This window comes from Pseudomonas fluorescens (genome assembly GCF_001623525.1).
In the GTDB taxonomy this organism is placed as follows: Bacteria; Pseudomonadota; Gammaproteobacteria; order Pseudomonadales; family Pseudomonadaceae; genus Aquipseudomonas; species Aquipseudomonas fluorescens_Q.
On the sequence record NZ_CP015225.1, the window covers coordinates 3,643,273 to 3,669,495 of the forward strand.

The 26,223-nt window shown below is 62.2% G+C and carries 22 protein-coding genes and 1 pseudogene; 11 read left to right on the plus strand and 12 right to left on the minus strand.

The annotated features are described in order from the left end of the window. Positions 1–180: 180 nt before the first annotated feature. The 8 genes from TK06_RS15750 (at position 181) to cmoB (ending at position 9,648) form a co-directional block, all read left to right on the plus strand. Complete coding sequence (locus TK06_RS15750; protein ID WP_063322827.1) at positions 181–993, plus strand: cytochrome C assembly family protein; 813 nt, start codon at positions 181–183, stop codon at positions 991–993. Positions 994–1,005: 12 nt separating this feature from the next. Next, positions 1,006–2,247, plus strand: a complete 1,242-nt coding sequence (locus tag TK06_RS15755; RefSeq protein WP_063322828.1) for a transporter associated domain-containing protein — start codon at positions 1,006–1,008, stop codon at positions 2,245–2,247. A gap of 430 nt (positions 2,248–2,677) precedes the next feature. Further along, positions 2,678–3,991, plus strand: a complete 1,314-nt coding sequence (locus TK06_RS15760) for an MFS transporter (RefSeq protein WP_063322829.1) — start codon at positions 2,678–2,680, stop codon at positions 3,989–3,991. Positions 3,992–4,141: 150 nt separating this feature from the next. Further along, positions 4,142–6,556 (plus strand): endopeptidase La, encoded by a 2,415-nt coding sequence (gene lon / locus TK06_RS15765; protein WP_063322830.1) that lies wholly within the window; start codon positions 4,142–4,144, stop codon positions 6,554–6,556. Positions 6,557–6,768: 212 nt separating this feature from the next. Next, a complete protein-coding gene (locus tag TK06_RS15770) occupies positions 6,769–7,161 on the plus strand; it encodes a protease inhibitor I42 family protein (RefSeq protein WP_063322831.1) in 393 nt (130 codons plus the stop codon). Positions 7,162–7,163: 2 nt separating this feature from the next. Further along, positions 7,164–7,808: a lysoplasmalogenase gene (locus TK06_RS15775; protein ID WP_063325160.1), complete on the plus strand. Its 645-nt coding sequence runs from the start codon at positions 7,164–7,166 to the stop codon at positions 7,806–7,808. A gap of 143 nt (positions 7,809–7,951) precedes the next feature. Further along, complete coding sequence (gene cmoA, locus TK06_RS15780) at positions 7,952–8,695, plus strand: carboxy-S-adenosyl-L-methionine synthase CmoA (protein ID WP_063322832.1); 744 nt, start codon at positions 7,952–7,954, stop codon at positions 8,693–8,695. Next, positions 8,692–9,648, plus strand: coding sequence for a tRNA 5-methoxyuridine(34)/uridine 5-oxyacetic acid(34) synthase CmoB (gene cmoB / locus TK06_RS15785; RefSeq protein ID WP_063322833.1), 957 nt, complete (start codon positions 8,692–8,694; stop codon positions 9,646–9,648). The genes cmoA and cmoB overlap by 4 nt, the downstream gene beginning before the upstream one ends. Positions 9,649–10,384: 736 nt before the next feature. Here the strand turns inward: cmoB and tadA are convergent. From tadA to TK06_RS15830, 9 genes and pseudogenes are all read right to left on the minus strand, one after another. Further along, the gene (gene tadA, locus TK06_RS15790) at positions 10,385–10,882 is read right to left on the minus strand and encodes a tRNA adenosine(34) deaminase TadA (RefSeq protein ID WP_063322834.1); all 498 of its coding nucleotides are present in this window, start codon (positions 10,880–10,882) and stop codon (positions 10,385–10,387) included. Continuing rightward, on the minus strand, positions 10,882–12,258 hold the full coding sequence (locus tag TK06_RS15795; RefSeq protein WP_063322835.1) for a multicopper oxidase family protein: 1,377 nt from the start codon (positions 12,256–12,258) through the stop codon (positions 10,882–10,884). Before TK06_RS15795 ends, tadA begins: the two co-directional genes overlap by 1 nt. Before the next feature lie 196 nt (positions 12,259–12,454). Then, complete coding sequence (locus tag TK06_RS15800) at positions 12,455–12,847, minus strand: DUF6632 domain-containing protein (protein WP_063322836.1); 393 nt, start codon at positions 12,845–12,847, stop codon at positions 12,455–12,457. A gap of 181 nt (positions 12,848–13,028) precedes the next feature. Then, on the minus strand, positions 13,029–13,553 hold the full coding sequence (locus tag TK06_RS15805) for a helix-turn-helix transcriptional regulator (protein ID WP_063322837.1): 525 nt from the start codon (positions 13,551–13,553) through the stop codon (positions 13,029–13,031). 4 nt (positions 13,554–13,557) lie between these two features. Further along, positions 13,558–13,833: pseudogene (locus TK06_RS15810) on the minus strand (hypothetical protein). 387 nt (positions 13,834–14,220) lie between these two features. Beyond that, the gene (gene guaA, locus TK06_RS15815) at positions 14,221–15,798 is read right to left on the minus strand and encodes a glutamine-hydrolyzing GMP synthase (RefSeq protein WP_063322838.1); all 1,578 of its coding nucleotides are present in this window, start codon (positions 15,796–15,798) and stop codon (positions 14,221–14,223) included. A gap of 79 nt (positions 15,799–15,877) precedes the next feature. Next, positions 15,878–17,347 (minus strand): IMP dehydrogenase, encoded by a 1,470-nt coding sequence (guaB, locus tag TK06_RS15820; protein ID WP_063322839.1) that lies wholly within the window; start codon positions 17,345–17,347, stop codon positions 15,878–15,880. Between the two features lie 264 nt (positions 17,348–17,611). Then, positions 17,612–18,160, minus strand: coding sequence for a hypothetical protein (locus TK06_RS15825; RefSeq protein WP_063325161.1), 549 nt, complete (start codon positions 18,158–18,160; stop codon positions 17,612–17,614). A gap of 70 nt (positions 18,161–18,230) precedes the next feature. Beyond that, entirely contained in the window at positions 18,231–18,998 is a 768-nt protein-coding gene (locus tag TK06_RS15830) for a sulfite exporter TauE/SafE family protein (RefSeq protein ID WP_063322840.1), read from the minus strand. Positions 18,999–19,216: 218 nt separating this feature from the next. Here TK06_RS15830 and xseA point away from each other — a divergent pair, with 218 nt between their 5' ends. The 3 genes from xseA (at position 19,217) to leuA (ending at position 23,560) form a co-directional block, all read left to right on the plus strand. After that, a complete protein-coding gene (gene xseA, locus TK06_RS15835) occupies positions 19,217–20,596 on the plus strand; it encodes an exodeoxyribonuclease VII large subunit (RefSeq protein WP_063322841.1) in 1,380 nt (459 codons plus the stop codon). A 3-nt stretch (positions 20,597–20,599) separates the two neighbouring features. Next, positions 20,600–21,421 carry a peptidoglycan DD-metalloendopeptidase family protein gene (locus TK06_RS15840; protein ID WP_063322842.1) on the plus strand — a complete coding sequence of 274 codons (822 nt, stop codon included), beginning with the start codon at positions 20,600–20,602 and terminating at the stop codon, positions 21,419–21,421. A gap of 459 nt (positions 21,422–21,880) precedes the next feature. Next, positions 21,881–23,560: a 2-isopropylmalate synthase gene (gene leuA, locus TK06_RS15845; protein ID WP_063322843.1), complete on the plus strand. Its 1,680-nt coding sequence runs from the start codon at positions 21,881–21,883 to the stop codon at positions 23,558–23,560. 194 nt (positions 23,561–23,754) lie between these two features. On the opposite strand, the gene TK06_RS15850 is transcribed toward leuA, so the two are convergent. The 3 genes from TK06_RS15850 to TK06_RS15860 form a co-directional block, all read right to left on the minus strand. Further along, positions 23,755–24,168 (minus strand): hypothetical protein, encoded by a 414-nt coding sequence (locus TK06_RS15850; RefSeq protein ID WP_063322844.1) that lies wholly within the window; start codon positions 24,166–24,168, stop codon positions 23,755–23,757. Positions 24,169–24,231: 63 nt separating this feature from the next. Then, positions 24,232–25,026: an amidohydrolase gene (locus TK06_RS15855; protein WP_063322845.1), complete on the minus strand. Its 795-nt coding sequence runs from the start codon at positions 25,024–25,026 to the stop codon at positions 24,232–24,234. Next, positions 25,014–26,162 (minus strand): pyridoxal phosphate-dependent aminotransferase, encoded by a 1,149-nt coding sequence (locus TK06_RS15860; protein WP_063322846.1) that lies wholly within the window; start codon positions 26,160–26,162, stop codon positions 25,014–25,016. The genes TK06_RS15855 and TK06_RS15860 overlap by 13 nt, the downstream gene beginning before the upstream one ends. Positions 26,163–26,223: the final 61 nt, after the last annotated feature.

Sequence of the window (26,223 nt, forward strand, 5' to 3'; positions counted from 1 at the left end):
ACCGGGATAATGGCGGCCCAGACCGTGAAAAATGTGCTCGGCGAGCCTGCGGCGTGGGCAGGTCGCGGATTATAGCGAAGAAGCGGGCAACGTACACCTTGCTGTCAGTTGCTGTGGTCTTTCGTGCGGAGGCGGTTCTATGCCAAACTCAGCGCCTTTCGGGCTTGCCTAACAGGATTTATGCTCCCCTTGTCACCCAGCTTGCTTGCCACGCTCGCCGCCGCCTGCCTTTATGCCGCTGCGACCCTCTATCAAGGCACCCGCCTGGCCACCGGCGCCAAGGCGAACAAACGCCTGCTGGTCACGCTCGGCGTGCTGGCGGTGCTCGGCCACGCGGCCAGCCTTTATACCCACTTGATGACGCCGATCGGCCTGGGCCTGGATTTTTTCAACGCCGCCAGCCTGATCGCCGTGGCTGTGATCGGCTTGACGCTGATCGCCTGCTCGCGCATCCCGGTGGAGAACCTGCTGGTGCTGCTGTTCCCGCTGGGGCTGGCGACGGTGCTGCTGGCGCAGTTCGCGCCGTCAGGTACGGTGCAGATCATCGACGAAGAGCCGGGCATCCTTGCCCACATCCTGCTGTCGATCCTCGCCTACGGCCTGTTCACCATCGCAGTGTTCCAGGCCTTGCTGCTGCTGGTGCAGGACCACCAGCTCAAAAACAAACACCCGTCCGGGCTGATCCGCAACTTCCCGCCATTGCAAACCATGGAAAGCCTGCTGTTCGGCTTCCTCTGGGCCGGCTGGAGCCTGCTGTCGCTGTCGCTGATCTCCGGTTGGCTGTTCGTCGAGAACCTGTTCGCCCAGCACCTGGTGCACAAGACCCTGCTGGCCTGCCTGGCGTGGATCGTCTTCAGCGTGCTGCTGTGGGGCCGCAACCGCCTCGGCTGGCGCGGCCACAAGGCGATTCGCTGGACCCTGGCCGGTTTCTGCCTGCTGATGCTCGCGTACTTCGGCAGCAAGCTGGTTCGCGAATACATCCTGCATGTCTGACGGACGGCCCTGATGGATACATTGCCCGTGGCGCCGCTGTTTGCCGTGCTGGTGGTGCTGATCCTCTGGTCGGCCCTGTTCACCGCCATCGAAGCCGCCCAGCAGCATCTGTTGGCCCAGCGCACGGCCTCGCGCGCCAGTGACAAACCGCTGGCAACGCTGACATTCCCACTGGCCAGCCTGATCCTGTGCAATACCCTCTGTCGCACCCTGGCCGTGGTCATCGGCACCTTGCTGGCGATTTTTACCTGGCTGGAAAACGGCCCCTGGGTCGCCTGGCTCGGCACCAGCGCCGCCCTGCTGGTGCTTGCCGACTACCTGCCGCGCGCCTTGGCCACCCGCCAGCCAGAAGCGGTGCTGGCGCTGGGCAACACGTTGCTTGGCATACCGTTGAAGATCCTCTATCCGTTTGCCTGGCTGTTGAATAGTGCCAGCCAATTGTTGCTGCGCCCCTTTGCGCGCAAGGCCAGCATCGTGCAGCAGAGCGACGACGAGATGCCCGCGCCACCGCGCAGCGAACACGAACCTGAGCACGGCGCCAGCCGACTGCACCCGATTTCCGGCATCCACGCCCTGGACAACATCACCGTCAACGATATCCTCGTGCCCCGCAGTGAGGTCGATGGGATCAACCTCGACGACCCCATCGGCGAGATCATCGAACAGCTGCGCCTGAACCGTCGCACCCGCCTGCCGGTGTTCCACAGCGACATCAACCAGGTCGAAGCGGTGCTCAACACGCGCCAGATCCGTCATTTGCTGGCGGATGCGAGCCTGACCCAAGAAGCGCTGCTGGCCGCCTCCCACGAGCCTTACTTCGTCCCTGAAAGCACGCCATTGCAACTGCAATTGCTGAATTTCCACAAGCAGCAACGGCGCCTGGGCATGGTGGTGGACGAGTACGGCGAAGTGCTGGGCATCGTCACACTGGAAGACATCCTGGAAGAAATCGTCGGCGAATTCGAAAGCGAGCACAGCCTCGACAACCCCCACGTCCACCCCCAGCCCGATGGTCGCCTGATGATCGATGGCGCGGCGTCGATCCGCGAATTGAACAGGACCTTGGGCTGGCATCTGCCTTGCGACGGCCCCAAGACCCTCAACGGGCTGGTGACCGAAGCCCTGGAAACCATCCCCGAAAGCCCGGTGTGCCTGAAGATCGGCCGTTATCGACTGGAAATCATCGAGACCGTGGACAACCGTGTCAGCCAGGTGCTGGCGTGGCATAACAGTTTGGTGCCTGCCACTTCCTGAAACTCCTGCCTGGACCGGACGCAGGGTAGCCCTTGTGGCGAGGGAGCTTGCTCCCGCTGGGCTGCGAAGCGGCCCTGAAATCTGATAAAACGGTGTGTCAGACAGGTTGGTGTTGCTGCTTTGGGGCTGCTTCGCAGCCCAGCGGGAGCAAGCTCCCTCGCCACAGAGTTCTGCGCAAGCGTCACGAACGTGCGCAGGCTCACTTGTTGATTAGTTAGCCTCCTTCCTATACTCCATCCGCTTACCCAGCCCCGCCCGAACCCCGTGCCTACCCCGCACCCAGCCGGTTCCGGCCAGACCATCGGCAAAATCCGCATCAGTCCTGCGACTGTTCCCACCCGAAACAGCGAAAGGATACCCGCCCACATCCCTGGGTGTTCGACCATAATAATTCGCTCCAATGGAGCACATGACTGTCAGGGATAACCGCATGACGACCGCTACCTGCAACGAGGCTGTGTCTGCCCAGCCGACAAACTCGACCACCCGCGTGGCCACCGCGAGTTTCATCGGCACCGCCATCGAGTTCTACGATTTCTACGTCTACGCCACGGCTGCGGCCCTGGTGATCGGGCCGGTGTTCTTCCCGCAAACCTCAGGCACGGCACAGATGCTGTCGTCCTTCCTGACGTTCGGCATCGCCTTCCTTGCCCGCCCGTTGGGCTCTGCGCTGTTCGGCCACTTCGGTGACCGGATCGGGCGCAAGTCCACGCTGGTGGCGTCCCTGTTGCTGATGGGTGTGTGCACCACCCTCATCGGTGTGCTGCCCGGCTACGCCAGCATTGGCGCCTGGGCGCCGATCCTGCTGTGCGTGCTGCGTTTCGGCCAGGGCCTGGGGTTGGGCGGTGAATGGGGCGGCGCGGCGCTGCTTGCCACCGAGAACGCGCCCAAAGGCAAGCGTGCCTGGTTCGGCATGTTTCCCCAACTGGGGCCCTCCATCGGTTTCCTGGCGGCCAACGGGCTGTTCCTGACCCTGGCCATGGGCCTGGATGATGAGCAATTCCGCGCCTGGGGTTGGCGGATTCCGTTCCTGCTCAGTGCCGTGCTGGTGATCGTCGGCCTCTATGTACGGCTCAAGCTCCACGAAACCCCGGTGTTCGCCAATGCCATGGCCCGCCAGGAGCGGGTAAAGGTGCCGTTGGTCGAGCTGTTCAGCCAGTACTGGGCGCCAACGTTGCTGGGCGCGGCGGCGATGGTGGTGTGTTACGCGCTGTTCTACATCTCGACGGTGTTTTCCCTGAGCTACGGCGTATCCACCCTCGGCTACAGCCGCGAGACCTTCCTGGGCCTGCTGTGCTTTGCCGTGCTGTTCATGGCCGCCGCCACGCCCTTGTCGGCCTGGGCCAGCGACCGCTACGGGCGCAAGCCGGTGCTGATCGGCGGCGGCGTATTGGCGATTGCCTCGGGTTTCCTCATGGAACCCTTGCTGACCCACGGCTCGACCAGCGGCGTCGCGCTGTTCCTGTGCATCGAGCTGTTCCTGATGGGGGTGACCTTTGCCCCCATGGGCGCCTTGCTGCCGGAACTGTTTCCGACCCACGTGCGCTACACCGGCGCCTCGGCGGCCTACAACCTGGGCGGCATCGTCGGCGCCTCGGCCGCGCCGTTCTTCGCCCAGAAACTGGTGGCGATGGGCGGCCTGAGCTACGTCGGCGGTTACGTATCAGGGGCTGCGGTGCTCAGTGTGATCGCCGTGTTGTGCCTGAAAGAGACACGCCACAACGATTTGAACAGGGTCGCCTGAACAGGGAGCCGGGCCTGGCAACAGGCCCGGCTCCAGACCTGTCGGACGCCTGAACAACGCTCAATGAAATACCCGCTAACATTCACCCACCATTGAAACCACCCCCCACCTGCCCCATCTAAGACCCATACCCCATTGCGCAGGTGCCCCATGAGCGACCAGCACTCTACCGAAGCCACTCACGATTACGCCGATTCCGAACACATCGAACACACCTCTTCCGGCACCGGCCTGGCGCTGCCTGGCCAGAATTTGCCGGACAAGGTCTACATCATCCCGATCCACAATCGTCCGTTCTTCCCGGCCCAGGTGCTGCCGGTCATCGTCAACGAAGAACCGTGGGCCGAAACCCTGGAGCTGGTGGCCAAGTCCGACCATCACTCCCTGGCGCTGTTCTTCATGGACTCGCCCCAGGAAGACCCGCGCCATTTCGACACCTCGAAACTGCCGCTGTACGGCACGCTGGTGAAGGTGCACCACGCCAGCCGGGAAGGCGGCAAACTGCAATTCGTCGCCCAGGGCCTGACCCGCGTGCGTATCCGCACCTGGCTCAAGCACCATCGCCCACCGTACCTGGTGGAAGTCGAATACCCGCACCAGCCGAGCGAGCCGACCGATGAGGTCAAGGCCTACGGCATGGCGCTGATCAACGCGATCAAGGAACTGCTGCCGCTCAACCCGCTGTACAGCGAAGAGCTGAAGAACTACCTCAACCGCTTCAGCCCCAACGACCCTTCGCCGCTGACCGATTTTGCCGCTGCGCTCACCTCCGCCACCGGCAATGAGCTGCAGGAAGTGCTCGACTGCGTGCCCATGCTCAAGCGCATGGAAAAAGTCCTGCCGATGCTGCGCAAGGAAGTCGAAGTGGCGCGGCTGCAGAAAGAGATTTCCGCCGAGGTCAACAACAAGATCGGCGAACATCAGCGCGAGTTCTTCCTCAAGGAGCAGCTCAAGGTCATCCAGCAGGAGCTGGGGCTGACCAAGGACGACCGCAGCGCCGATATCGAGCAGTTCGAGCAGCGGCTCGAAGGCAAGGTGCTGCCGACCCAGGCGCAGAAGCGCATCGAAGAGGAAATGAACAAACTCTCGATCCTGGAAACCGGCTCGCCGGAATATGCCGTCACCCGCAATTACCTGGATTGGGCGACCTCGGTGCCGTGGGGCGTGTATGGCCAGGACAAGCTTGACCTCAAGCACGCGCGCAAGGTGCTCGACCAGCACCACGCCGGCCTGGACGACATCAAGGACCGCATCCTGGAGTTCCTCGCCGTCGGCGCCTACAAGGGCGAGATCAGCGGTTCCATCGTGCTGCTGGTCGGCCCGCCGGGCGTGGGCAAGACCAGCGTCGGCAAATCCATCGCCGAATCCCTGGGGCGGCCGTTCTACCGTTTCAGCGTCGGCGGCATGCGCGACGAGGCGGAGATCAAGGGCCATCGGCGCACCTACATCGGCGCCCAGCCGGGCAAGCTGGTGCAGGCGCTGAAAGATGTCGAAGTGATGAACCCGGTGATCATGCTCGACGAAATCGACAAGATGGGCCAGAGCTACCAGGGCGACCCGGCCTCGGCCCTGCTGGAGACCCTCGACCCGGAACAGAACGTCGAATTCCTCGACCACTACCTGGACCTGCGCCTGGACCTGTCGAAAGTACTCTTCGTCTGCACCGCCAACACCCTGGACTCGATCCCCGGCCCGCTGCTGGACCGAATGGAAGTGATCCGCCTGTCGGGTTACATCACCGAAGAAAAAGTCGCCATCGCCAAGCGTCACTTGTGGCCCAAGCAACTGGCCAAGGCTGGCGTGTCCAAGGGCAGCCTGAGTATCAACGACAGCGCCCTCAAGGCCCTGATCGATGGCTATGCCCGTGAAGCCGGGGTGCGACAGTTGGAGAAACAGCTGGGCAAACTGGTGCGCAAGGCGGTGATGAAGCTGATCGACGACCCCAAGGCCGTGATCAAGCTCGGGCCAAAGGACCTCGAGGCCTCCCTGGGCAAACCGGTATTCCGCAACGAGCAGGTGTTGTCCGGCATCGGCGTAATCACCGGCCTGGCCTGGACCAGCATGGGCGGCGCGACCTTGCCGATCGAAGCGACGCGCATCCACACCCTCAATCGCGGCTTCAAGCTGACCGGGCAACTGGGGGACGTGATGAAGGAGTCGGCGGAAATCGCCCACAGCTACGTCAGTTCGCACCTGAAGCAATTTGGCGGCGATCCGAAGTTCTTTGACGAGGCCTTCGTTCACCTGCACGTACCGGAAGGCGCCACGCCCAAGGACGGCCCGAGCGCCGGCGTGACCATGGCCAGCGCGTTGCTGTCCCTGGCCCGCAACCAGCCGCCGAAAAAAGGCGTGGCCATGACCGGCGAACTGACCCTCACCGGGCACGTCCTGCCGATTGGCGGGGTGCGCGAGAAGGTCATCGCGGCGCGGCGGCAGAAAATCAACGAACTGATCCTGCCGGAAGCCAACCGGGGCAATTTCGAAGAACTGCCGGACTACCTCAAGGAAGGCGTCACGGTGCACTTTGCCAAGCGGTTTGCGGATGTGGCCAAGGTGTTGTTCTGAGGATCCTGTAGCGCCTGGACGGGCCTCATCGCGAGCAAGCTCGCACACAGGGTGTGGTGTGGATCACAAATGCTGTGAACACCACAAATCCCTTGTGGGAGCGAGCTTGCTCGCGATGGCGTGATCAGCAACAACACATCCCCACCTGACACACTCAGTAGCATCTTCGGTTATGCTCGCCGTTCGTCGTGAATGCCGGAGCCGTTGCCCTTATGTCCCTCACTCGCCTGCTCGTCCCCCTCAGCCTAGCCCTGTTGAGCGCCTGCGCCACGCAGCCGAAACACAACGTGACCGTGGAAAAACTGAGCCAGTGCCCGGTAAGGCTCAATAACGGACAGAACCTGATCCTGAGCCTGCCCAGCAACCCCAGCACCGGTTATCGCTGGGCGATCCAGGATTCGGCCGGTGGTGTATTGAAGGGCCTGGGGCCGGAGGTTTATCGCAACCCGGAAGACGCCGGCATCGTTGGCGCCGCAGGTGTTTCGACCTGGCGCTTCCAGGCGTTCAACGCCGGCACCGGGCGCTTGCGCCTGACTTATCAACAGCCCTGGGCCCCGGAAGTGCCGCCCGTGGAAACCTTTGACTGCGCCATTTCGGTGAATTGACCGTGGGCTGGCTGATCCTGGCACTGATGGGCGCAGTCACCTACCTGTACGGCCTGACCGTGCACGCCACACTCTTGTGCCTGCTGGTCAAGCCCATGCCGGTGCTGGCCCTGCTCGGCTGGCTGCACGATGCGCCGCCCAGCGAATATCGGCGCTGGGTCAGCCTCGGGCTGATTTTCTCGCTGGTGGGCGACGTATTGCTGGCCTGGCCGGGGGACCTGTTCGTGTTCGGCCTCGGCGCGTTTCTGCTGGCGCACCTGGCCTACCTGAAAGCCTACCTCAGCGACTGCCGCCGCCCGGCGCTGCTGCCCTTGGCCCTTGCCTTGGGTATCGGTGCGATGCTGTTGGGAGTCCTGGTGTCGAACGGCCTAGGGTCGTTGCTGGTGCCGGTGATTGTCTACGGCCTGGCCATCAGCGCCATGCTCTGGCGGGCGTTGGCGCGGCTGGGCACCGGTGTGCCCAAGCGTTCAGCGTGGCTGGCCGCCGCCGGGGCGCTGGCGTTTGTGTTTTCCGACAGCCTCATCGGCATCAACCGGTTCGTGCACCCCTTCCATGCCGCGCCTTACCTGATCATCATCAGTTATTGGCTGGGCCAATGGGGCATTACAGCGTCGGCGTTTACCCAAAAGCCACACGGAGCCAAATAATGTGGGAGCGAACCTGCTCGCGATAGCGGTCTATCAGTCAACATTATCGCTGGCTGAACCATCGCCATCGCGAGCAAGCTCGCGCCCACAGGTTTTTTGGTTAAAATGCCGGCCTTTTCACCACCCATGCCGCTGGAACCGCCGTGAGCAAAGACCCTGATCGCCTATTCGCCCAACCCCTGGCCCAAGTGCCGGACTTCGCCTTCAACGAGGACGTGGTGCGGGTGTTTCCGGACATGATCAAGCGTTCGGTGCCGGGTTATCCGACCATTGTCGAAAACCTCGGCGTGCTCGCCGCGCAATTCGCCCAGCCGGGCAGCGTGCTCTACGACCTGGGCTCGTCCCTGGGCGCCGTGACCCAGGCCCTGCGCCGCCACGTGCGCACCGACGGTTGCCGGGTAATCGCGGTGGATAACTCGGCGGCCATGGTCGAGCGCTGCCGCGAATACCTCAACGGCCAGGACTCGATGTTCCAGGAGCTGCTGCCGGTGGAAGTGATCGAAGGCGACATCCTCGCCCTGACGTTCCAGCCGGCCTCGGTGGTGGCACTGAACTTCACCCTGCAATTCATCGCACCGAACCAGCGCACCGCACTGTTAAGCCGCATCCGCCAGTCGTTGCTGCCCGGTGGCGCCCTGATTCTCTCGGAAAAATTGCGCTTCAACGATGCAGAGGAACACGCCCTGCTCACCGACCTGCACGTGGCGTTCAAGCGCGCCAACGGCTACAGCGAGCTGGAAATTGCCCAGAAACGCAGCGCCATCGAAAACGTCATGAAGCCCGACAGCCTAGAAGAACACCGCGAACGCCTGCTCGCGGCCGGGTTCTCGAAAGTCGTGCCGTGGTTCCAGTGTCTTAACTTCGCCTCGTTGATTGCCCTGCCATGATCGATCTGTCCCCCCTCGCCCGCCATCTGGCCGGCACGCCCCTGGCCGATTGGGCCGCGACGCTGCAGACGCAACTCGACAGCAAGATGGAAAAGGGTCACGGCGACCTGGAGCGTTGGCAAAGCGCCCTCGATGCGCTGCCGGCCTTGCAACCCACCACCGTCGATCTGCTGAATGGCCTGACGCTCGACACCGATTGTTCCGACGAAACCCGTGGGCAAATGCGTACCGCGTTGATGGGCCTGTCACCATGGCGCAAAGGACCTTTCGACCTGTTTGGCGTGCACGTAGACACCGAATGGCGCTCGGACTGGAAGTGGTCACGGGTGGCCCCGCACCTGGACCTGAAAGGCAAGCGCATCCTCGATGTGGGCTGCGGCAACGGCTACTACATGTGGCGGATGCTCGGTGCCGGGGCTGACACGGTGATCGGCGTCGACCCCAACTGGCTGTTCTTCTGCCAGTTCCAGGCGGTGCAGCGCTACCTGTCGCAGCCCAACGCCTGGCACCTGCCGTTTCCATTCGAAGCCTTGCCGCCGGAGCTGGAAGGCTTCGACACGGTGTTTTCCATGGGCGTGTTCTACCACCGGCGCTCGCCGATCGAACATCTGCTGGCGCTCAAGGACTGTCTGGTCAAGGGCGGCGAGCTGGTGCTCGAAACCCTGGTGATCGAGGGCGACGAACACCAGGTGCTGGTGCCCGAGGATCGCTACGCACAGATGCGCAACGTCTGGTTCCTGCCGTCGGTCCCGGCCCTGGAGCGCTGGCTGCGCCGCGCCGGGTTCAGCGATGTGCGTTGCGTGGACGTGAGCCTGACCACCGTAGAGGAACAGCGCGGCACCGAGTGGATGAAGTATCAGTCACTGAGCGACTTCCTCGATCCCGCCGACCACAGCAAAACCATCGAAGGATTGCCGGCGCCGATGCGGGCGGTGATTGTGGCGCGAAAGTAAATCGCCCAGCCTTATTGGAGGCCATACTGTTCACTGGAGATGATCAGAGTCACTGTGGCGAGGGAGCTTGCTCCCGCTGGGCTGCGCAGCAGCCCCCTCTCAAGCTCACTCAATCAACCTGATCCACCGCGTCGCCGGGTTCCAGGGCCGCTGCGCGTCCCAGCGGGAGCAAGCTCCCTCGCCACGGGAATTGGGCACGGCGCGGGTCAAGGGAATGCCTCGAATCAGTGTCAGTTTCAAGAGCAAATCGGTTGGTCGACCGGGATGCTTTTGAGCTTTTGAGCTTTTGAGCTTTTGAGCTTTTGAGCTTTTGAGCTTTTGAGCTTTTGAGCTTTTAGGCTTTTGTGGCGAGGGAGCTTGCTCCCGCTGGGCTGCGCAGCAGCCCCCTCTCAAGCTCACTCAATCACCCTGATCCACCGCGTCGCCGGGCTCCAGGGCCGCTGCGCGCCCCAGCGGGAGCAAGCTCCCTCGCCACGGGGAATTGGGCACGGCGCGGGTTAAGGGAATGCCTCGAATCAGTGTCAGTTTCAAGAGCAAATCGGTTGATCGACCGGAATGCTTTTAGCTTTTAGCTTTTGAGCTTTTAGGCTTTTGTGGCGAGGGAGCTTGCTCCCGCTGGGCTGCGCAGCAGCCCCCTCTCAAGCTCACTCAATCAACCTGATCCACCGCGTCGCCGGGTTCTAGGGCCGCTTCGCGGCCCAGCGGGAGCAAGCTCCCTCGCCACGGGGTTGTGTGTTCAATCTTGCGATTTGGCTCTTCGGGCCTTGAAGAACTCGCTCAACACCGCGCTGCACTCCTCGGCCAACACCCCGCCCTCGTACATCACCCGATGGTTCAGGAAACCCTGGCTGAAAAACTGCCCCTGGCTCTGCACGATGCCAGCCTTGGGCTCCAGGGCGCCGTAGACGACCCGGGCGATACGTGAATGGACGATGAGGCCAGCGCACATGCTGCAGGGCTCCAGCGTCACATAGAGGGTGCTGCCGGGCAGGCGATAGTTGCTCACCGCCTGAGCGGCGGCGCGGATGGCGACCATTTCCGCGTGGGCACTGGGGTCGTGGCCACTGATCGGGCAGTTGAAACCGCGTCCGATGATCTCGCCGTCCTGCACCAGCACCGCGCCCACGGGCACTTCGCCCAGGGCGGCGCCTTGAGCGGCGAGGGCCATGGCTTCGCGCATGAAGTCCTGGTCACGGCTACGGTCGATGATCCTGGCAGGGCGAATCTGGCGCATCAAGCCACCTCGATGGCGGCCATCAGGCCGGTTTCCATGTGGTCGATCACATGGCAGTGGAACATCCACACGCCTGGATTATCCGCCACCAGCGCCACCTGCGCCCGCTCGTTCTTGCCCAGCAGGTAGGTGTCGGTGAAATACGGCACGACCTTGTGCCGGTTCGACGCAATCACCTTGAAGCTCATGCCGTGCAAATGGATCGGGTGCTGGTACTGGGTCATGTTCTTCAATTCGAAAATGTAGCTCTGGCCTTTCTTCAGCGTGGCGATCGGCCGGTCGGCGCAGGTCTTGTCGGTGATGTCCCAGGCCTTGCCGTTGATTTGCCACAGGCTCGGCGGCTTGCCGTTGTCGACGTTGACCGACACCGAACCGACCCATTCGAAATTGAAGTTGAGTTTCTCGGCATTGGCCAGGTCCGGCTCGGACACCGGGTTGGCTGGCAGTGCCGGCGGCCACTGGGTCGGTGCGTCACTGTTGGGCACCGAGCGCAAGGTTCCCAGGCGCACCGGGCCATTGCGCAACGACAACTCTTCGCCGGCTGGCGGCGCCTTGATCGCCAGGCAAATGCGCATGCCCGGGCCAAGCCAGTATTCCTTGCCCAGCGGGCGCGGTTCGATGGGGTTGCCGTCCAACGCATAGATCTGCGCTTCAACGCCTGGGATGTTGATACGGTAAGTCAGGGTGTTGTCGAGGTTGAGCAAACGCACCCGGGTGATCTGCCCGGCCGGCAGATCGATCACCGCCTGCGGCACACCGTTGATGGTCGCCAGCCGCCCGGCCGTGCCGCCACGCGCCGCCTCACGGGGAATGCTGAACTCCACGAACTGGCCTTGTTCGTCCACATGCCAGCTCTTGAGGCTCAGGGTCTGTTCGTACTTGAAGCCAGTCGGCTCACGTTCTTCGACGATCAGCGGCCCCACCAACCCACGCCCGAGCTCTTCGCTGCTGTTGACGTGGGGGTGATACCAGTAACTGCCGGCGTCCGGCACGCGGAATTTGTAGTCGAAATACTCGCCCGGCAGCACCGGCAGTTGCGAGACATACGGCACGCCGTCCATCTCCAGCGGCAAACGAATACCGTGCCAGTGAATGGTGGTGGCGACCGGCAGGTGATTGATGAAGCGCACCCGCAACCACTCACCCTGGCGCACCCGCAGTTCGGTGCCCGGCGCCGAGGGGCCAAACGCCCAGGCCTGGGTCTTGTGCCCAGCCACCAGTTCCACGTCCAGCGGTGCGGCGATCAGTTCATAGTCGTGACCGGCCTCGGCGTCGGCGCGCTTGCCCAGCCAGTACCGCGATGCGCCCCCCGCGCCTACGCCAACGACAACAAGACCGGCCAGGCCACCGAGTATTTGGCGACGGGTAAAGGACATGAACACAACCACCTATTGAATCTGCGCGAACCGGTGGATCCGCAAAAGGCGAATACGATACACCCGCGGATGAGAAACAGTAAGGCCAGCGAAAATGAAAAAAACAAAATGAAAATGCCCTGAGAAAAGTTATCCACAGGGCATTCTTTGTGCACATCGAAGCAAGCCTTTTCGGCAGGATCAGTCCATTCGCTGGTTACGCATTGCTGCGCCGCGGCGTGAAGAAAGCCAACGCCGCCGCAACGATGAACAACGCGGGCACGTCGCCCAACAGATGGCCAACGTGGCTTGTCCCGTCCATATCGACGCCGAAGGACTGCACGGCCATGATCGCGCCGTGCACGACGCTCGACCACACGGTGAACCAGATCAGGCTCAAATGTTTCATCGGATCGCGCGACGCCATCAGCAAGAACACACCGAGTGTCGCGTAGATGCCGACGATCATCAGCGGGTACTGGGAATGGCCGCTGTGCCACGTCCAGCCGGACGGCCACAGGAGCATCAGCGGCCCGATCGCGAAGATGGCGATCAACCCTACAACGATCAGGACGATGCGCAAGGCGGCGAATTTCTGAGTGTCATTCATGGCAGGCTCCTTATTGCGACCGGTTTACCGCCGCAATGGATGCCGAAAGTATAGAACGCATCAGGGACGCCTACCTTGCTACCCCCCGGCGGCTTCCCTTCGAAAGAATTCAAGTTTCCTTGCCTACGCTCGTTCATAGCCTGGGCACGTCCACATTATCGGAATCCCACTTCAGCGGTCGTCACCCAACCAAAGCTTCCAACTCTTTGCAAGCCATGCCCGGTAACCGTCGGCCTTCTTTCGCAACGTTGACCTGCAAGGCCACCTGGGCCACATCCAAAACGCTCTTGGTAAGCGAATAGCTGCCCTTGGCCTGGAGCCAGCTCAGAACGTCTGCCAAGTGCCAGATAGACGCACTCCCCTCGTGCACGGGCGTCGGGAAGCTGCCCGGATGAGCCAACATCAGCTTGCGCATGTTTTGCCGAGATACACCGACGATCTCGGCTACGTCGGTCAGCCCGACTAAATCAGGCGCTACCTCGATCAGTCTGGCCGACGGCACCGCGCGGCGAACGTCGCCCAGCGCACTAAGCACTGCCTTAACCGCATCAGGCGCATCCCGAGTGAACTCAAGTGCCAGCCGCCCCGGCTGCCCGATGCCCACCAAGGCATCGTCGCAGCCCGCTTCGCCTAGCCGCTCGACCAGTTCATCCGGGGCGCAGCCATCGTCAGCAAGCTGATATTTCAAGGTAAAGGTAAATTCCATTGTTCTATTCCTTAGCATCGTAATCCGCATCGCGCCGATTGCGATGCGTCGAGCAATTGTCCACAACGCGTCGCAACGCTCGCGCATGGTTGCCAGGGTTTTTCGGCGTGCTTCATATCGATGTGATGCAGAACTCGCCACAACGGCACTCCACGTCTTTGTACGGGCAATAAACCCGCCCCCAGGCGTGACCGCCGCCGACTTCTATGCGCCACCCGCGCCCTTCGGCATGCCTGAGCGCGTCTTCGATCTCTTTCTTCGGGTGCGTTGGACGAATCATCCGTGATCTCCAGTATTCGCATGAGCCTGCGAGTTGTCAAATGACAACCTTCTTCTTTCGAACGGCAGCACTCGGCGGCGTCTCAAAAAGGCAAATTTGATTGGCACACGACAACTCTCCGTGAACCATGCCGGTGAAATCCCCACAGGGCTGCTGCCGATGATAAGCGCTTCCCGGTGCGCTCCAAGGCGGGTAATCGTAGCGAAAGGTGACGGCACCACCCTCCCAACACTGTCACGGTATGTCATTGCGGTTGGAGAACTGATGGTGCTTGGAATTGGCCAGCTAAAATAAAAAAAGCCCTGAGGAAGTTATCCACAGGGCTTTTTGAAAGTCAGGCGCTGGAGCCAATGACGGCCTTCAGCGGTCCCGATATTCAGGCTTGGCTCATTCCCACTCAATCGTCGCCGGCGGCTTGCTCGACACGTCATACGTCACGCGGGAGATGCCTTCGATTTCGTTGATGATGCGCCCGGAAACGGTTTCCAGCAGCTCGTACGGCAGGTGTGCCCAGCGAGCGGTCATGAAGTCGATGGTTTCCACGGCACGCAGGGCTACGACCCAGGCGTAACGACGGCCATCGCCGACCACGCCTACCGATTTCACCGGTTGGAACACCACGAACGCCTGGCTGACCTTGTGGTACCAGTCGGCCTTGCGCAGTTCTTCGATGAAGATGTGGTCGGCGCGACGCAGCAGGTCGGCGTATTCCTTCTTCACTTCACCGAGGATCCGCACGCCCAGGCCTGGGCCCGGGAATGGGTGGCGGTAGACCATGTCGTAGGGCAGGCCCAGCTCCAGGCCGAGGCGACGAACCTCGTCCTTGAACAGTTCGCGCAGCGGCTCGACCAGCTTGAGGTTCATTTCCTCCGGCAGGCCACCGACGTTGTGGTGGGACTTGATCACGTGGGCCTTGCCGCTCTTGGCGCCGGCCGACTCGATCACGTCGGGGTAGATGGTGCCCTGGGCCAGGTACTTGATGTTGTCCAGCTTGCAGGATTCGGCATCGAACACGTCGATGAAGGTACGGCCGATGATCTTGCGCTTCTTCTCCGGGTCGGACTCGCCGGCCAGGTTGTTCAGGAACTGCTCTTCGGCGTTGGCGCGGATCACCTTGACGCCCATGTTCTCGGCGAACATGGCCATCACTTGCTCGCCTTCGTGCAAGCGCAGCAGGCCGTTGTCGACGAAGACGCAGGTCAGCTGATCGCCGATGGCCTTGTGCAGCAGCGCAGCGACCACCGAGGAGTCCACACCGCCGGACAGGCCCAGCAGCACGTTATCGGTACCGACCTGGGCGCGCACCTGGGCGATGGCGTCTTCAGCGATTTTCGACGGGGTCCACAGGGCTTCGCAACCGCAGATGTCGAGGATGAAGCGCGACAGGATGCGGCCGCCCTGCTTGGTGTGGGTCACTTCAGGGTGGAACTGCACGCCGTAGTAACGGCGATCATCGTTGAACATGCCGGCAATCGGGCAGCTCGGGGTGCTGGCCAGGATGTGGAAGTCTTCCGGCATCTTGGTGACTTTGTCACCGTGGCTCATCCACACGTCCAGGCCGAACAGGCCGTCGGCGTCGACGTGGTCTTCGATGCCGTCCAGCAGGCGGCTCTTGCCGACGACGTCAACGCGGGCATAACCGAACTCACGCAGGTCGGAGCCTTCTACCTTGCCGCCCAGCTGTTCGGCCATGGTCTGCATGCCGTAGCAGATACCAAAGACCGGTACACCCAGGTCGAACACGGCTTGCGGGCAGCGCGGGCTGTCGGCTTCGTGCACGGACTCGGGGCCGCCGGCGAGAATCACGCCTTTAGGCGCGAATTCGCGAATCGCGTCGTCATCCATGTCGAACGGATGCAATTCGCAGTACACACCGATCTCACGCACGCGGCGGGCGATCAGCTGGGTGTACTGGGAACCGAAGTCGAGGATCAGGATGCGGTGAGCGTGAATGTCGAGGGCCATGACTCATTCTCATGTAGTGAATCAGAAACAACTCGGGGCTGAATGAACAGCCCCGGTGATTAACGTTTTGCTGGAAGCCTTAACCTACGCGGTAGTTCGGCGCTTCCTTGGTGATCTGTACGTCGTGGACATGGGACTCGGCCATACCGGCACCGGTGATCCGGACGAATTCCGGCTTGGTGCGCATCTCTTCGATGTTGGCGCTGCCGGTGTAGCCCATGGAAGAACGCAGGCCGCCCATCAGTTGATGGATGATGGCGCTCAGGGTGCCTTTGTATGGCACGCGACCTTCGATGCCTTCCGGTACCAGCTTCTCGGCACCCGCGGAGGAGTCCTGGAAGTAACGGTCGGAAGAGCCCTGGGCCTGGGACATGGCACCCAGCGAACCCATGCCGCGATAGGCCTTGTAGCTACGGCCCTGGAACAGTTCGATCTCGCCCGGTGCTTCTTCGGTACCGGCAAACATCGACCCCATCATCACGCAGGAGGCACCGGCTACGATGGCCTTGGACAGGTCACCGGAGAAGCGGATACCGCCGTCGGCGATCAACGGCACACCGGTGCCTTCAAGGGCGGCAGCGACGTTGGCGATCGCGCTGATCTGCGGCACGCCGACACCGGCAACGATACGGGTGGTGCAGATCGAGCCAGGGCCGATACCGACCTTGACCGCGTCGGCGCCGGCTTCGGCCAAGGCCTTGGCCGCAGCGCCAGTGGCGATGTTGCCACCGATCACCTGCACTTCAGGGAAGTTCTGCTTGACCCAGCGAACGCGGTCGATCACGCCTTTGGAGTGGCCGTGGGCGGTGTCGACCACCACCACGTCAACACCGGCACTGACCAGGGCGGCGACACGGTCACCAGTGTCCTTGCCGGTACCGACCGCAGCGCCGACGCGCAGACGACCCTGGTCATCCTTGCTGGCCAGCGGGTAGGCCTTGGCTTTTTCGATGTCGTTGACGGTCATCATGCCCTTGAGGGCGAATTTTTCGTCGACGATCAGCACGCGCTCGATACGGTGCTTGTGCAGCAACTCGCGGACTTCGTCCTTGTTGGTGCCTTCCTTGACCGTGACCAGGCGCTCTTTAGGCGTCATCACTTGGCGGACGGTGGCATCCAGGCGGTTCTCGAAACGCACGTCGCGGGAGGTGACGATGCCGACCAGGTCGCCATCGTGCAGCACCGGAACGCCGGAGATGTTGTGCATACGGGTCAGTTCGAACAGATCCCGGACCGTGGCGTCAGCCTCGATGGTGATCGGATCCTTGACCACGCCAGCCTCGAACCGCTTGACCTTGCGCACTTCGGCGGCCTGCTGTTCGATGGTCATGTTCTTGTGGATGATACCGATACCGCCTTCCTGGGCCATGGCAATGGCCAGACGGGCTTCGGTCACGGTGTCCATGGCGGCGGAAACCAGGGGGATATTCAGTTCGATGCCACGGGTGAGACGGGTTTTGAGACTGACTTCGTTAGGCAGTACTTCGGAATAACCGGGCACTAGGAGAATGTCGTCGAAGGTCAGAGCTTCTTGGCTGATACGCAGCATCGCGGGGGCTCCCGAGCGGGAAAATGGAAGCGCGCCATTATACTCATGGACCCCGTCTGGCTCAATGTAAAACTCTGTCTATTATTGCCGGGGTGATTGACGGAGCTAATCACCGCGTTCCGGCCATACACCGACCCCCGTGGCGAGGGAGCTTGCTCCCGCTGGACGCGCCAGCGTCCCCTTGCGATGTCATGGCTGGAAACAGCGGGCCGCTTCGCAGCCCAGCGGGAGCAAGCTCCCTCGCCACGGGGGGTGTGCACCTCTCTACAACTCCACCCTCACCCAACTCACCGGCTGATCGAGCCAATCGGCGAATTCGTCGAGAAAGTCCTGCTTGAACCCCGCCTCCAGCCAATTGTTGAAAATGAACCCCAGGTTGGAAAACCCGCAGGGCTGCAGGAACAGGAAGCCATTGATGTCGTCTTCATGACCGCATTCAGGGCAAGTGAAGTTGTCGGTGCGCGCCGGCATCCAGTCTTCCAGGCTTTCGAACAGCGCTTCGCCGACTTCCCTGCGGCACTCGGCGCAACCGGCTTCTTCGAGAAAGCCCTTGGCCGGTGTATAGATGCAGCGCTTGGTGATGATCTCCAGGCCATTGATCGCTTCACCGAACGGCAAGGCTTCGGGATGCAGGACCACCTCGCGAGCACCGGGGGCAATAGCGTGGGCCATGCGATTGCCGGTGCGCCCGCAGGTGGTCAGTTGTTCTTCGACGATATTCTTGCGCACCAGCCAGCGCACGATCGCCCGAGCCCGGGGCTCGTGGACCGGCAGGGTGGAAATTTTCGGAACGATGATGCTTTGCGAGTTCATGGCGAGGCCTGGCTGTTTCCCTGGCAGGGTCTGATCAAAGGCCGGCAGCTTAATCCCTGGCGAGGCCAGGTCAAGCACTCAGGTAGCGCCCGATCAACGCGAGGCCGCTGGCAAGCACCAGCCAGGTGACCAGCCGCACGAATGCTTCTCGCGACATTTTCATGGTCAAGCGACGCCCTACCCACAACCCCAGCGCCATGGCCGGCAACAAACACAGCGCCAGTACCAACAAGGGTAGCTCGGCATAGACCCCGGCCACGATAAACAGGCTCAGGCGCACCACGGTGCTGCAACTGATCAGGGCACTTTGCGTGGCTCGGGCCGGGTCCTTGGGCAAGCGACTGTTCAGGTAGATGGCATATAAAAAGCCGCCACTGCCAAACAACGCGCCGAACATCCCGCCCACCGTACCCATCGGAACCGCCCACAGCGCCGACAACTGTGTCGGCCGGGTCTTGATCAGCAGGCTGTAGATCGCATAGCAACTGATGAACACCCCCATCAGCAGCAACAACAGGTCGGACTTGAGGTTGAGCAGGAAAATCACCCCGAGGGTGCAGCCCAATGCCATGCACGGCAACAACCGCAGCAGCTCCGGCCGGGACACGTCCCGACGCGATGGCAGCAAGTTGCCAAAGGCCGCGACAAAATCCAACAAGACCAGCAGCGGGACGATTTTCGACAGGGGCATGAACAGCAGCAGGATGGGCGCGGCCACCAGCGCCGTGCCGAACCCGGCAATGCCGAAGACGATGTAGGCCAGGGCAATGGCCGAGCCGATCACCAGCCATTGCGTGGGGGCAAATGCCCACTGGCCCAACCATGGGAGAAGATTCATCCGGCACTTCCTTGATGAGGAGAGCGGGGACTTTAGCCAGTTGTGTCATGGCATATCCAGCATTTGTGGTGACAGGCCTGTCGCTATCGCGAGCAAGCTCGCTCCCACATTTGATCTTCAGTGCGACATAGATCCCCTGTGTGCGAGCTTGCTCGCGATGCAGGCAACCCGGTCTAATTGTCTGCACACCATTGGCGAATCCCCTTATCATGCCGCCCATGATTAAAGATCCCTTTGCCCGACTGGGCCTGGACCGTGAGGTCCTGACTGTCAGCCAGCTCAACGGCCGTGCGCGGGTGTTGCTCGAAGACGTGTTCAGCAACATCTGGGTCGAGGGCGAAATCTCCAACCTCGCCCGCCCGGCCTCCGGCCATGTGTACTTCACCCTCAAGGACAGTGGCGCCCAGGTACGTTGCGCGCTGTTCCGGCAGAATGCCGCGCGGGTGCGCCAGGCCTTGAAAGACGGGTTGGCGGTGAAAGTGCGCGGCAAAGTCTCGCTGTTCGAAGGCCGTGGCGATTATCAGCTGATCCTCGACACCGTCGAGCCGGCCGGCGATGGCGCGCTGCGCCTGGCCTTCGATGCCTTGAAGGAAAAACTCAGCGCCGAAGGCCTGTTCAGTGCCGAGCGCAAGGTGCCGCTGCCGGCCCATCCGCAACGCATCGGCATCATCAGTTCGCCCACCGGCGCGGTGATCCGCGACATCATCAGTGTCTTCCGCCGCCGCGCGCCGCAGATCGCCCTGACCCTGATCCCCACCGCCGTGCAAGGCCGCGAAGCCACCGCGCAAATCGTCCGCGCCCTGAAGCTGGCCGACGCCCGTGGTTTCGATGCGCTGATCCTGGCCCGGGGCGGCGGTTCGCTGGAAGACTTGTGGTGCTTCAACGAAGAAGCCGTGGCCCGGGCGGTGGATGCCTGCGTCACGCCAATCGTCAGCGCCGTGGGCCATGAAACCGATGTGTCCATCAGCGATTTCGTCGCCGACGTACGCGCCCCGACCCCGTCCGCCGCCGCCGAACTGCTGGCACCGGATGCTGGCGACCTGGTGCGCCGGGTCGAAAGCCTGCATCGCCGGCTGGTGATGCGCATGCGCGACCGCCTGATGCGCGATCAACTGCGCCTCGAAGGCCTCACCCGACGCCTGCGCCACCCCGGCGAACGCCTGCGCCAGCAAGCCCAGCGCCTCGACGACCTGGACATGCGCCTGCGCCGGGCCTTCGAGCGCAGCCTCAATACCCGCCGCGAACGCTTGATCCGCCTGGAAACCCGCCTGGCCGGGCAACATCCAGGCCGGCACCTGGCGTTGCTACGCCAGCGCCTGGACAGCCTCGCCGAACGCCTGCCCCGGGCCATGCGCGAAGGCCTGAAAGCGCGACGCGTGCAGTTGCACAACCAGATGCAGACGCTGCACATCGTCAGCCCCTTGGCGACCCTTGGCCGCGGCTACAGCATTCTGCTCGACGAACGCGGCCATGCGATCCACCGCGCCGGGCAAACCCAGACCGGCCAGCGCCTGACCGCAAAGCTCGGCGAAGGCGAATTGCTGGTACGGGTCGAAGACAATCACCTGACGCCGGTCACCCTTTCTTTACTGGATTGATTCATGCCGCGATATCTCGCCCTACTGCTGTTGCTGTGCCTGACCCTCAACGCCCACGCCGACAGTTACATCAGTCGCCTGTTGAACAAACCGGTGCCCGGCGGCGTGGCCGTGGTGGACCTGGGCAGCGCCGTCAAGGCACCGAAAGCCAGTTACCAGGGCAAGCCGGTGCTGGTGGTCAAGGAACAGGACAACTGGCTGGCGATTGTCGGCATCCCGCTGACGGTGCAGCCCGGCACGCAACAGATCAGCAGTGGCGGCGGCACCCAGCCGTTCGTGGTCGGCTACAAGAAGTACCCCGAGCAACACATCACCCTGAAGAACAAGCGCCAGGTCAACCCGAACCCGGCGGACCTCAAGCGCATCGATGCCGAACTCGCGGTGCAACTGAAGGCCTACCGCAGCTTCAGCCCGAACATCCCCAGCAACCTGTTGCTGGACAAACCGGTCAACGGCCCGCTGTCGAGCAAGTTCGGCGTGCGCCGCTTCTTCAACGGCGAAGAACGCAACCCCCACGCCGGCCTGGACTTCGCCGTGCCCGCCGGCACGCCGATCAAGACCCCGGCCGCCGGCAAGGTGATCCTCACGGGTAATTACTTCTTCAATGGCAACACCGTGTTCGTCGACCATGGCCAAGGCTTCATCAGCATGTTCTGCCACATGTCGAAGATCGATGTGAAGGTCGGCCAGCAACTGGCCCGGGGCACCGTGGTGGGCAAGGTCGGCGCCACCGGCCGCGCGACCGGGCCGCACATGCACTGGAACATCAGCCTGAACGATGCGCGGGTGGATCCGGCGATTTTCATCGGGGCGTTTCAGCCCTGAGATTTGTGCTGGGACTACCGGCCTCATCGCGAGCAAGCTCGCTCCCACAAGGGTATTTCGGCATTCTGAAAAACGCCGCTGTACCTGTGTGAGCGAGCTTGCTCGCGATGACGGCAGCAGCATCACCACCTCCCCATGGATTGCCAAGCTCCAAACATCGACGCAATAAAACTACAAATTTCCGAAAAGCTCGCGATTAAATCTCGCAAACCCGCCTAAAAACAGAACTTCTCTCAATTTTTTCCGACTGCTTGCGATCCTCTCCTCACGCGGTTAGGGTTGAAGGCATGAAAACCTCTCACACCCTCATTCAGCTTCGCCAGCACCGCAGCCTGTGCCTCGTCAGCGCACGACTGCCGGGCTGAATCGCGGCACCTCGTTCCGGCGCTCAAGCCACCCCATTCGAACCACCGGCAGGCCGCCTTTTCCCGGCCACGACAGACAATAAGGATTCCCCTGATGAGCATGCTCAAAGACCCGTCTTCCAAATACCGCGCCTTCCCGACCATCAACCTGCCGGATCGCACCTGGCCGTCGAAGACCATCACCGCCGCGCCGATCTGGTGCAGCTCCGACCTGCGCGACGGCAACCAGTCGCTGATCGAGCCGATGGACGCGGTCAAGAAACTGCGTTTCTGGAAAACCCTCGTCGCGGTGGGCGTGAAGGAAATCGAAGCATCGTTCCCAGCCGCTTCGCAAACCGACTTCGACTTCGTGCGCACCCTCATCGAAGAAGGCCACATCCCGGACGACACCACCATCCAAGTGCTGACCCAGGCCCGTGAAGACCTGATCGCCCGTACGTTCGAATCCCTGCGCGGCGCGAAAAAAGCCATCGTCCACCTGTACAACGCCACCTGCCCGTCGTTCCGCCGCATCGTGTTCAACCAGGACAAGGAAGGCGTGAAGGAAATCGCGGTGAACGCGGCCAAGCTGTTCGTCAAATACGCCGCCCAGCAACCGGAAACCCAGTGGCAGTTCGAGTATTCGCCAGAGACCTTCAGCGCCACTGAGCTGGAATTTGCCAAGGAAGTCTGCGACGCAGTGATCGAAGTCTGGAACCCGACGCCCGAACGCAAGGTGATCCTCAACCTGCCCGCTACCGTGGAAGTCGCCACCCCGAACATCTACGCCGACCAGATCGAGTGGTTCCACCGCAACATCAGCCGGCGTGACAGCGTGCTCATCAGCCTGCACACCCACAACGACCGTGGCACCGGCGTGGCCGCTACCGAGCTGGGCCTGATGGCCGGCGCCGACCGTGTCGAAGGCTGCCTGTTCGGCAACGGCGAACGCACCGGTAACGTCGACCTGGTGACCGTGGCGCTGAATCTTTACACCCAGGGCGTCAACCCGGAGCTGGACTTCTCCGACATCGACGGCGTGCGCAAAGTGGTCGAGGAATGCAACCAGATTCCGGTGCACCCGCGTCATCCGTACGTTGGCGACCTGGTTCATACCGCGTTCTCCGGCTCGCACCAGGATGCCATCCGCAAGGGCTTCGCCCAGCAGAAATCGGACGGTCTGTGGGAAGTGCCATACCTGCCAATCGACCCGGCCGACATCGGTCGCAGCTACGAGGCGGTGATTCGCGTCAACAGCCAGTCGGGCAAGGGCGGTATCGCCTACCTGCTGGAGCAGGAGTACGGCATCAGCCTGCCGCGTCGCATGCAGATCGAGTTCAGCCAGGTGGTACAGCGCGAAACCGATCGCCTGGGCCTGGAAATGACTGCACAGCAGATCCACGCCTTGCTGCAGCGTGAATACCTGCAAGCCAACACTCCGTACGCACTGGTCAGCCATCGCCTGCAGGAAGAAAACGGCAACAGCGCCGTAGAAGTGGAAGTGGCCAGCAAGGGCCAGGGCGAGACCAACCTGCACTGGCGCGGCAAGGGCAACGGCGCGCTGGAAGCCCTGGTGGCCGGCCTGCCGATTCCGGTGGAGATCATGGACTACAACGAACACGCCATCGGCGCCGGCACCAATGCCAAGGCGGCGGCCTACATCGAACTGCGAGTCAACGGCGAGCGTGCGGTGCATGGCGTGGGTATCGATGAGAACATCACTACCGCTAGCTTCAAGGCCCTGTTCAGTGCGCTGAACCGCTCGTTGAGCCAGCCGGAAGCCAAGGCGGCCTGATCTACAGCTGAAATGCAAAAAGGCCCTGGGGTGTGAACCCTGGGGCCTTTTTGTTTGGCTGATGGTTGGGTGCTGACTGTACTGGCCTCATCGCGAGCAAGCTCTCCACACTGGATCTTCAGTGGAGCCGAAATCCTGTGCCCCCTGTGGGAGCGAGCTTGCTCGCGATGGCGGCCTGTCAGACAACCAAAATGTCAGGCATGGGTATCGACAGAAACGGTCATGGCCTGCAACAACGACGCCCGCAGGGTTTGCAGCATCGCTTGGGTACCCATGATCTGGGTCTGGATGGCCATGGCCTGCTGGGCCTTCTGCTCTTCGTTGGCCTGGCTTTTCTGGACCCGGGCCAACTGGGCTTGCTGCTGGGCCAGCAGTTTCTCGGCCTGCTCGATCTGCTTTTTCAGTTGCTCGATGATGTCCCCACCGCCGCTGGCGGGAGCGCCGGCGACATTCGCGCCGCGGGTATCGACCTGCAGTGTCTTGTCCTTGTCGTCGGCGTCAGTCGATGCCACTGGACTGACCGCTTTCTCTTCTTCAGTCCCGCGGATGGAGACTTTAGGGGCTGACAATGGATAAGGGTTTACGGTGGTTGCGCTGATACTGGTCATAGGGACTTCTCCTTGGCTGACCGGTTATCGGCATGCAACACCGTTCCTTGAGGCTGAATCGTTTCAATTCGTGAATTCGAAGCGATCGGCATCCAGGTTCGCCGGAAACCGCGTGCGATACGCCGCCAAGTCCGCTGCGTTCAAGCACACCTTGAACACACCATCCGCTTCACCGGCGCTGAGCAAGCTCTCGCCCTGGAAATCCAGCACCTGGCTGTCGCCGGTATAGGCGAAACCCTTGCCGTCGGTACCCACACGGTTTACCGCGGCCACGTAGCACAGGTTCTCGATCGCCCGGGCCGGCAACAGCCGATTCCAGTGCAAACGCCGCGCCCCGGGCCAGTTGGCGGTGTATAGCAGCAGGTCGGTGTCCTCGGCGTCGCGGCTCCAGACCGGGAAGCGCAGGTCGTAGCAAATCAGCGGACGAATCCGCCAGCCCTTGAGCTCGAACAGCACCTGTCGCTCACCCGGGGTGTAGTGGTTGTGCTCCCCCGCCATGCGAAACAGATGGCGCTTGTCGTAATGCAACACTTCTCCATCCGGCCGCGCCCAGAGCAAGCGATTGCGATGGCTACCGTCCGCGGCCTGGATGATCACACTGCCGGTAATCACCGCGTCCAGCTTCGCGGCCAGGGCCTTGAGCCATTGGCGCGTCGGGCCGTTCTCCGGCTCCGCCAGGGTCTCGGATTCCATGGAGAAACCCGTGGTGAACATCTCTGGCAGGATGATCAGATCAGCCCCACGTGCCTGCTCAAGCAGCGCTTCGAAATGCTCAAGGTTGGCCCGGCGGTCGTGCCAGGCCAGGGTGGTCTGGACCAGTGCAATGTCGAGGTCCGGTAACGTGCTCAGATCACGCATAGTTTTTCCGCCGCTTCGCGCAGCGTCTCCTCGCGTTTGGCAAAGCACAGGCGCACCAGGCGCTGGCCTTGGGGTGGGTGCTGGTAGAACACCGAGATCGGAATCGTCGCCACGCCATGCTCGCGGGTCATCCACACGGCCATGTCGACGTCATTCAGGTCCGGGCGAATCTGCGAGTAGTCCACCAACTGGAAATAGGTGCCGGTCACGCGCTTGAAGCTGAACCGTGACGGGGCGAGCAGATCGCAGAACAGGTCACGCTTGGCCTGGTAGAAGTCCGGCAGTCCGTTGACGTGTTCCGGATGTTCGGCCATGTAGTCGGCCAGGGCGTACTGCAACGGCGTCACGCCGCAGAAGCTGACGTACTGGTGTACCTTGCGCAGTTCCGCCGTCAAGGCCGCTGGCGCCACCACGTAGCCGGTTTTCCAGCCAGTGACGTGGTAGGTCTTGCCGAACGAACTGACCACGAAGGCGCGGCGGTACAGTTCTTCATGGGCCAGGACACTGGCGTGGGCAACGCCGTCGAACACCAGGTGTTCGTAGACCTCGTCGCTGACCAGGTAGATGTCACGGTCGCGAATCAGCGTCGCCAACTGATCCAGTTCGGCGCGGCTGATCAGCGCACCACTGGGGTTGTGCGGCGAGTTGAGGATGATCATGCGCGTACGCGGGCTCAGGGCTTCGCCGAGCTTCTCGAAGTCGATGGCGAAGTCATCCAGGCCCAATGGCACGTGCACGCAGCGCCCACCGGCCAATAGAACGGAAGGCTCGTAGCTGTCATAGCTAGGATCGAAAACGATCACTTCGTCACCGCTGTGGACCACCGCCGCGATGGCACAGAAAATCGCCTGGGTCGCGCCAGGGGTCACGGTGACCTCTTGATCGGCATCGACGTTGGCGCCGTAGCTGCGGGCGATCTTCGCTGCGATCTGCTGGCGTAGCGCCGGCAGGCCGGTCATGGGCGAATACTGGTTATGGCCTTGGGCAATGTGCCGGCCAACCGCATCGCGCAGGGCCTGCGGGCCATCGAAATCGGGAAATCCCTGGGACAGATTGAGCGCACCGGTCTGCGCCGCGAGCTGGGACATCTGAGTAAAGATAGTGATGCCGACATTCGGCAACTTGCTGGTGATCATCAAGGGTTCCCTGCTCTGCACCCGGCTCTGATGCGGCGCGGGAGAGCTCGAGAATAGCCCA

What these genes read in the sequence shown, in the direction of transcription:
- cmoB (WP_063322833.1), top strand. Translation starts at nt 8,692, where the DNA reads ATGATCGATCTGTCCCCCCTCGCCCGCCATCTGGCCGGCACGCCCCTG.
- guaA (WP_063322838.1), bottom strand. Translation starts at nt 15,798, where the DNA reads ATGGCCCTCGACATTCACGCTCACCGCATCCTGATCCTCGACTTCGGT.
- tadA (WP_063322834.1), bottom strand. Translation starts at nt 10,882, where the DNA reads ATGCGCCAGATTCGCCCTGCCAGGATCATCGACCGTAGCCGTGACCAG.
- TK06_RS15805 (WP_063322837.1), bottom strand. Translation starts at nt 13,553, where the DNA reads ATGGAATTTACCTTTACCTTGAAATATCAGCTTGCTGACGATGGCTGC.
- TK06_RS15855 (WP_063322845.1), bottom strand. Translation starts at nt 25,026, where the DNA reads ATGCGTGATCTGAGCACGTTACCGGACCTCGACATTGCACTGGTCCAG.
- TK06_RS15755 (WP_063322828.1), top strand. Translation starts at nt 1,006, where the DNA reads ATGGATACATTGCCCGTGGCGCCGCTGTTTGCCGTGCTGGTGGTGCTG.
- leuA (WP_063322843.1), top strand. Translation starts at nt 21,881, where the DNA reads ATGAGCATGCTCAAAGACCCGTCTTCCAAATACCGCGCCTTCCCGACC.
- TK06_RS15840 (WP_063322842.1), top strand. Translation starts at nt 20,600, where the DNA reads ATGCCGCGATATCTCGCCCTACTGCTGTTGCTGTGCCTGACCCTCAAC.
- xseA (WP_063322841.1), top strand. Translation starts at nt 19,217, where the DNA reads ATGATTAAAGATCCCTTTGCCCGACTGGGCCTGGACCGTGAGGTCCTG.
- TK06_RS15770 (WP_063322831.1), top strand. Translation starts at nt 6,769, where the DNA reads ATGTCCCTCACTCGCCTGCTCGTCCCCCTCAGCCTAGCCCTGTTGAGC.
- TK06_RS15825 (WP_063325161.1), bottom strand. Translation starts at nt 18,160, where the DNA reads ATGAACTCGCAAAGCATCATCGTTCCGAAAATTTCCACCCTGCCGGTC.
- TK06_RS15750 (WP_063322827.1), top strand. Translation starts at nt 181, where the DNA reads ATGCTCCCCTTGTCACCCAGCTTGCTTGCCACGCTCGCCGCCGCCTGC.
- TK06_RS15760 (WP_063322829.1), top strand. Translation starts at nt 2,678, where the DNA reads ATGACGACCGCTACCTGCAACGAGGCTGTGTCTGCCCAGCCGACAAAC.
- lon (WP_063322830.1), top strand. Translation starts at nt 4,142, where the DNA reads ATGAGCGACCAGCACTCTACCGAAGCCACTCACGATTACGCCGATTCC.
- TK06_RS15830 (WP_063322840.1), bottom strand. Translation starts at nt 18,998, where the DNA reads ATGAATCTTCTCCCATGGTTGGGCCAGTGGGCATTTGCCCCCACGCAA.
- TK06_RS15850 (WP_063322844.1), bottom strand. Translation starts at nt 24,168, where the DNA reads ATGACCAGTATCAGCGCAACCACCGTAAACCCTTATCCATTGTCAGCC.
- TK06_RS15860 (WP_063322846.1), bottom strand. Translation starts at nt 26,162, where the DNA reads ATGATCACCAGCAAGTTGCCGAATGTCGGCATCACTATCTTTACTCAG.
- TK06_RS15795 (WP_063322835.1), bottom strand. Translation starts at nt 12,258, where the DNA reads ATGTCCTTTACCCGTCGCCAAATACTCGGTGGCCTGGCCGGTCTTGTT.
- guaB (WP_063322839.1), bottom strand. Translation starts at nt 17,347, where the DNA reads ATGCTGCGTATCAGCCAAGAAGCTCTGACCTTCGACGACATTCTCCTA.
- TK06_RS15800 (WP_063322836.1), bottom strand. Translation starts at nt 12,847, where the DNA reads ATGAATGACACTCAGAAATTCGCCGCCTTGCGCATCGTCCTGATCGTT.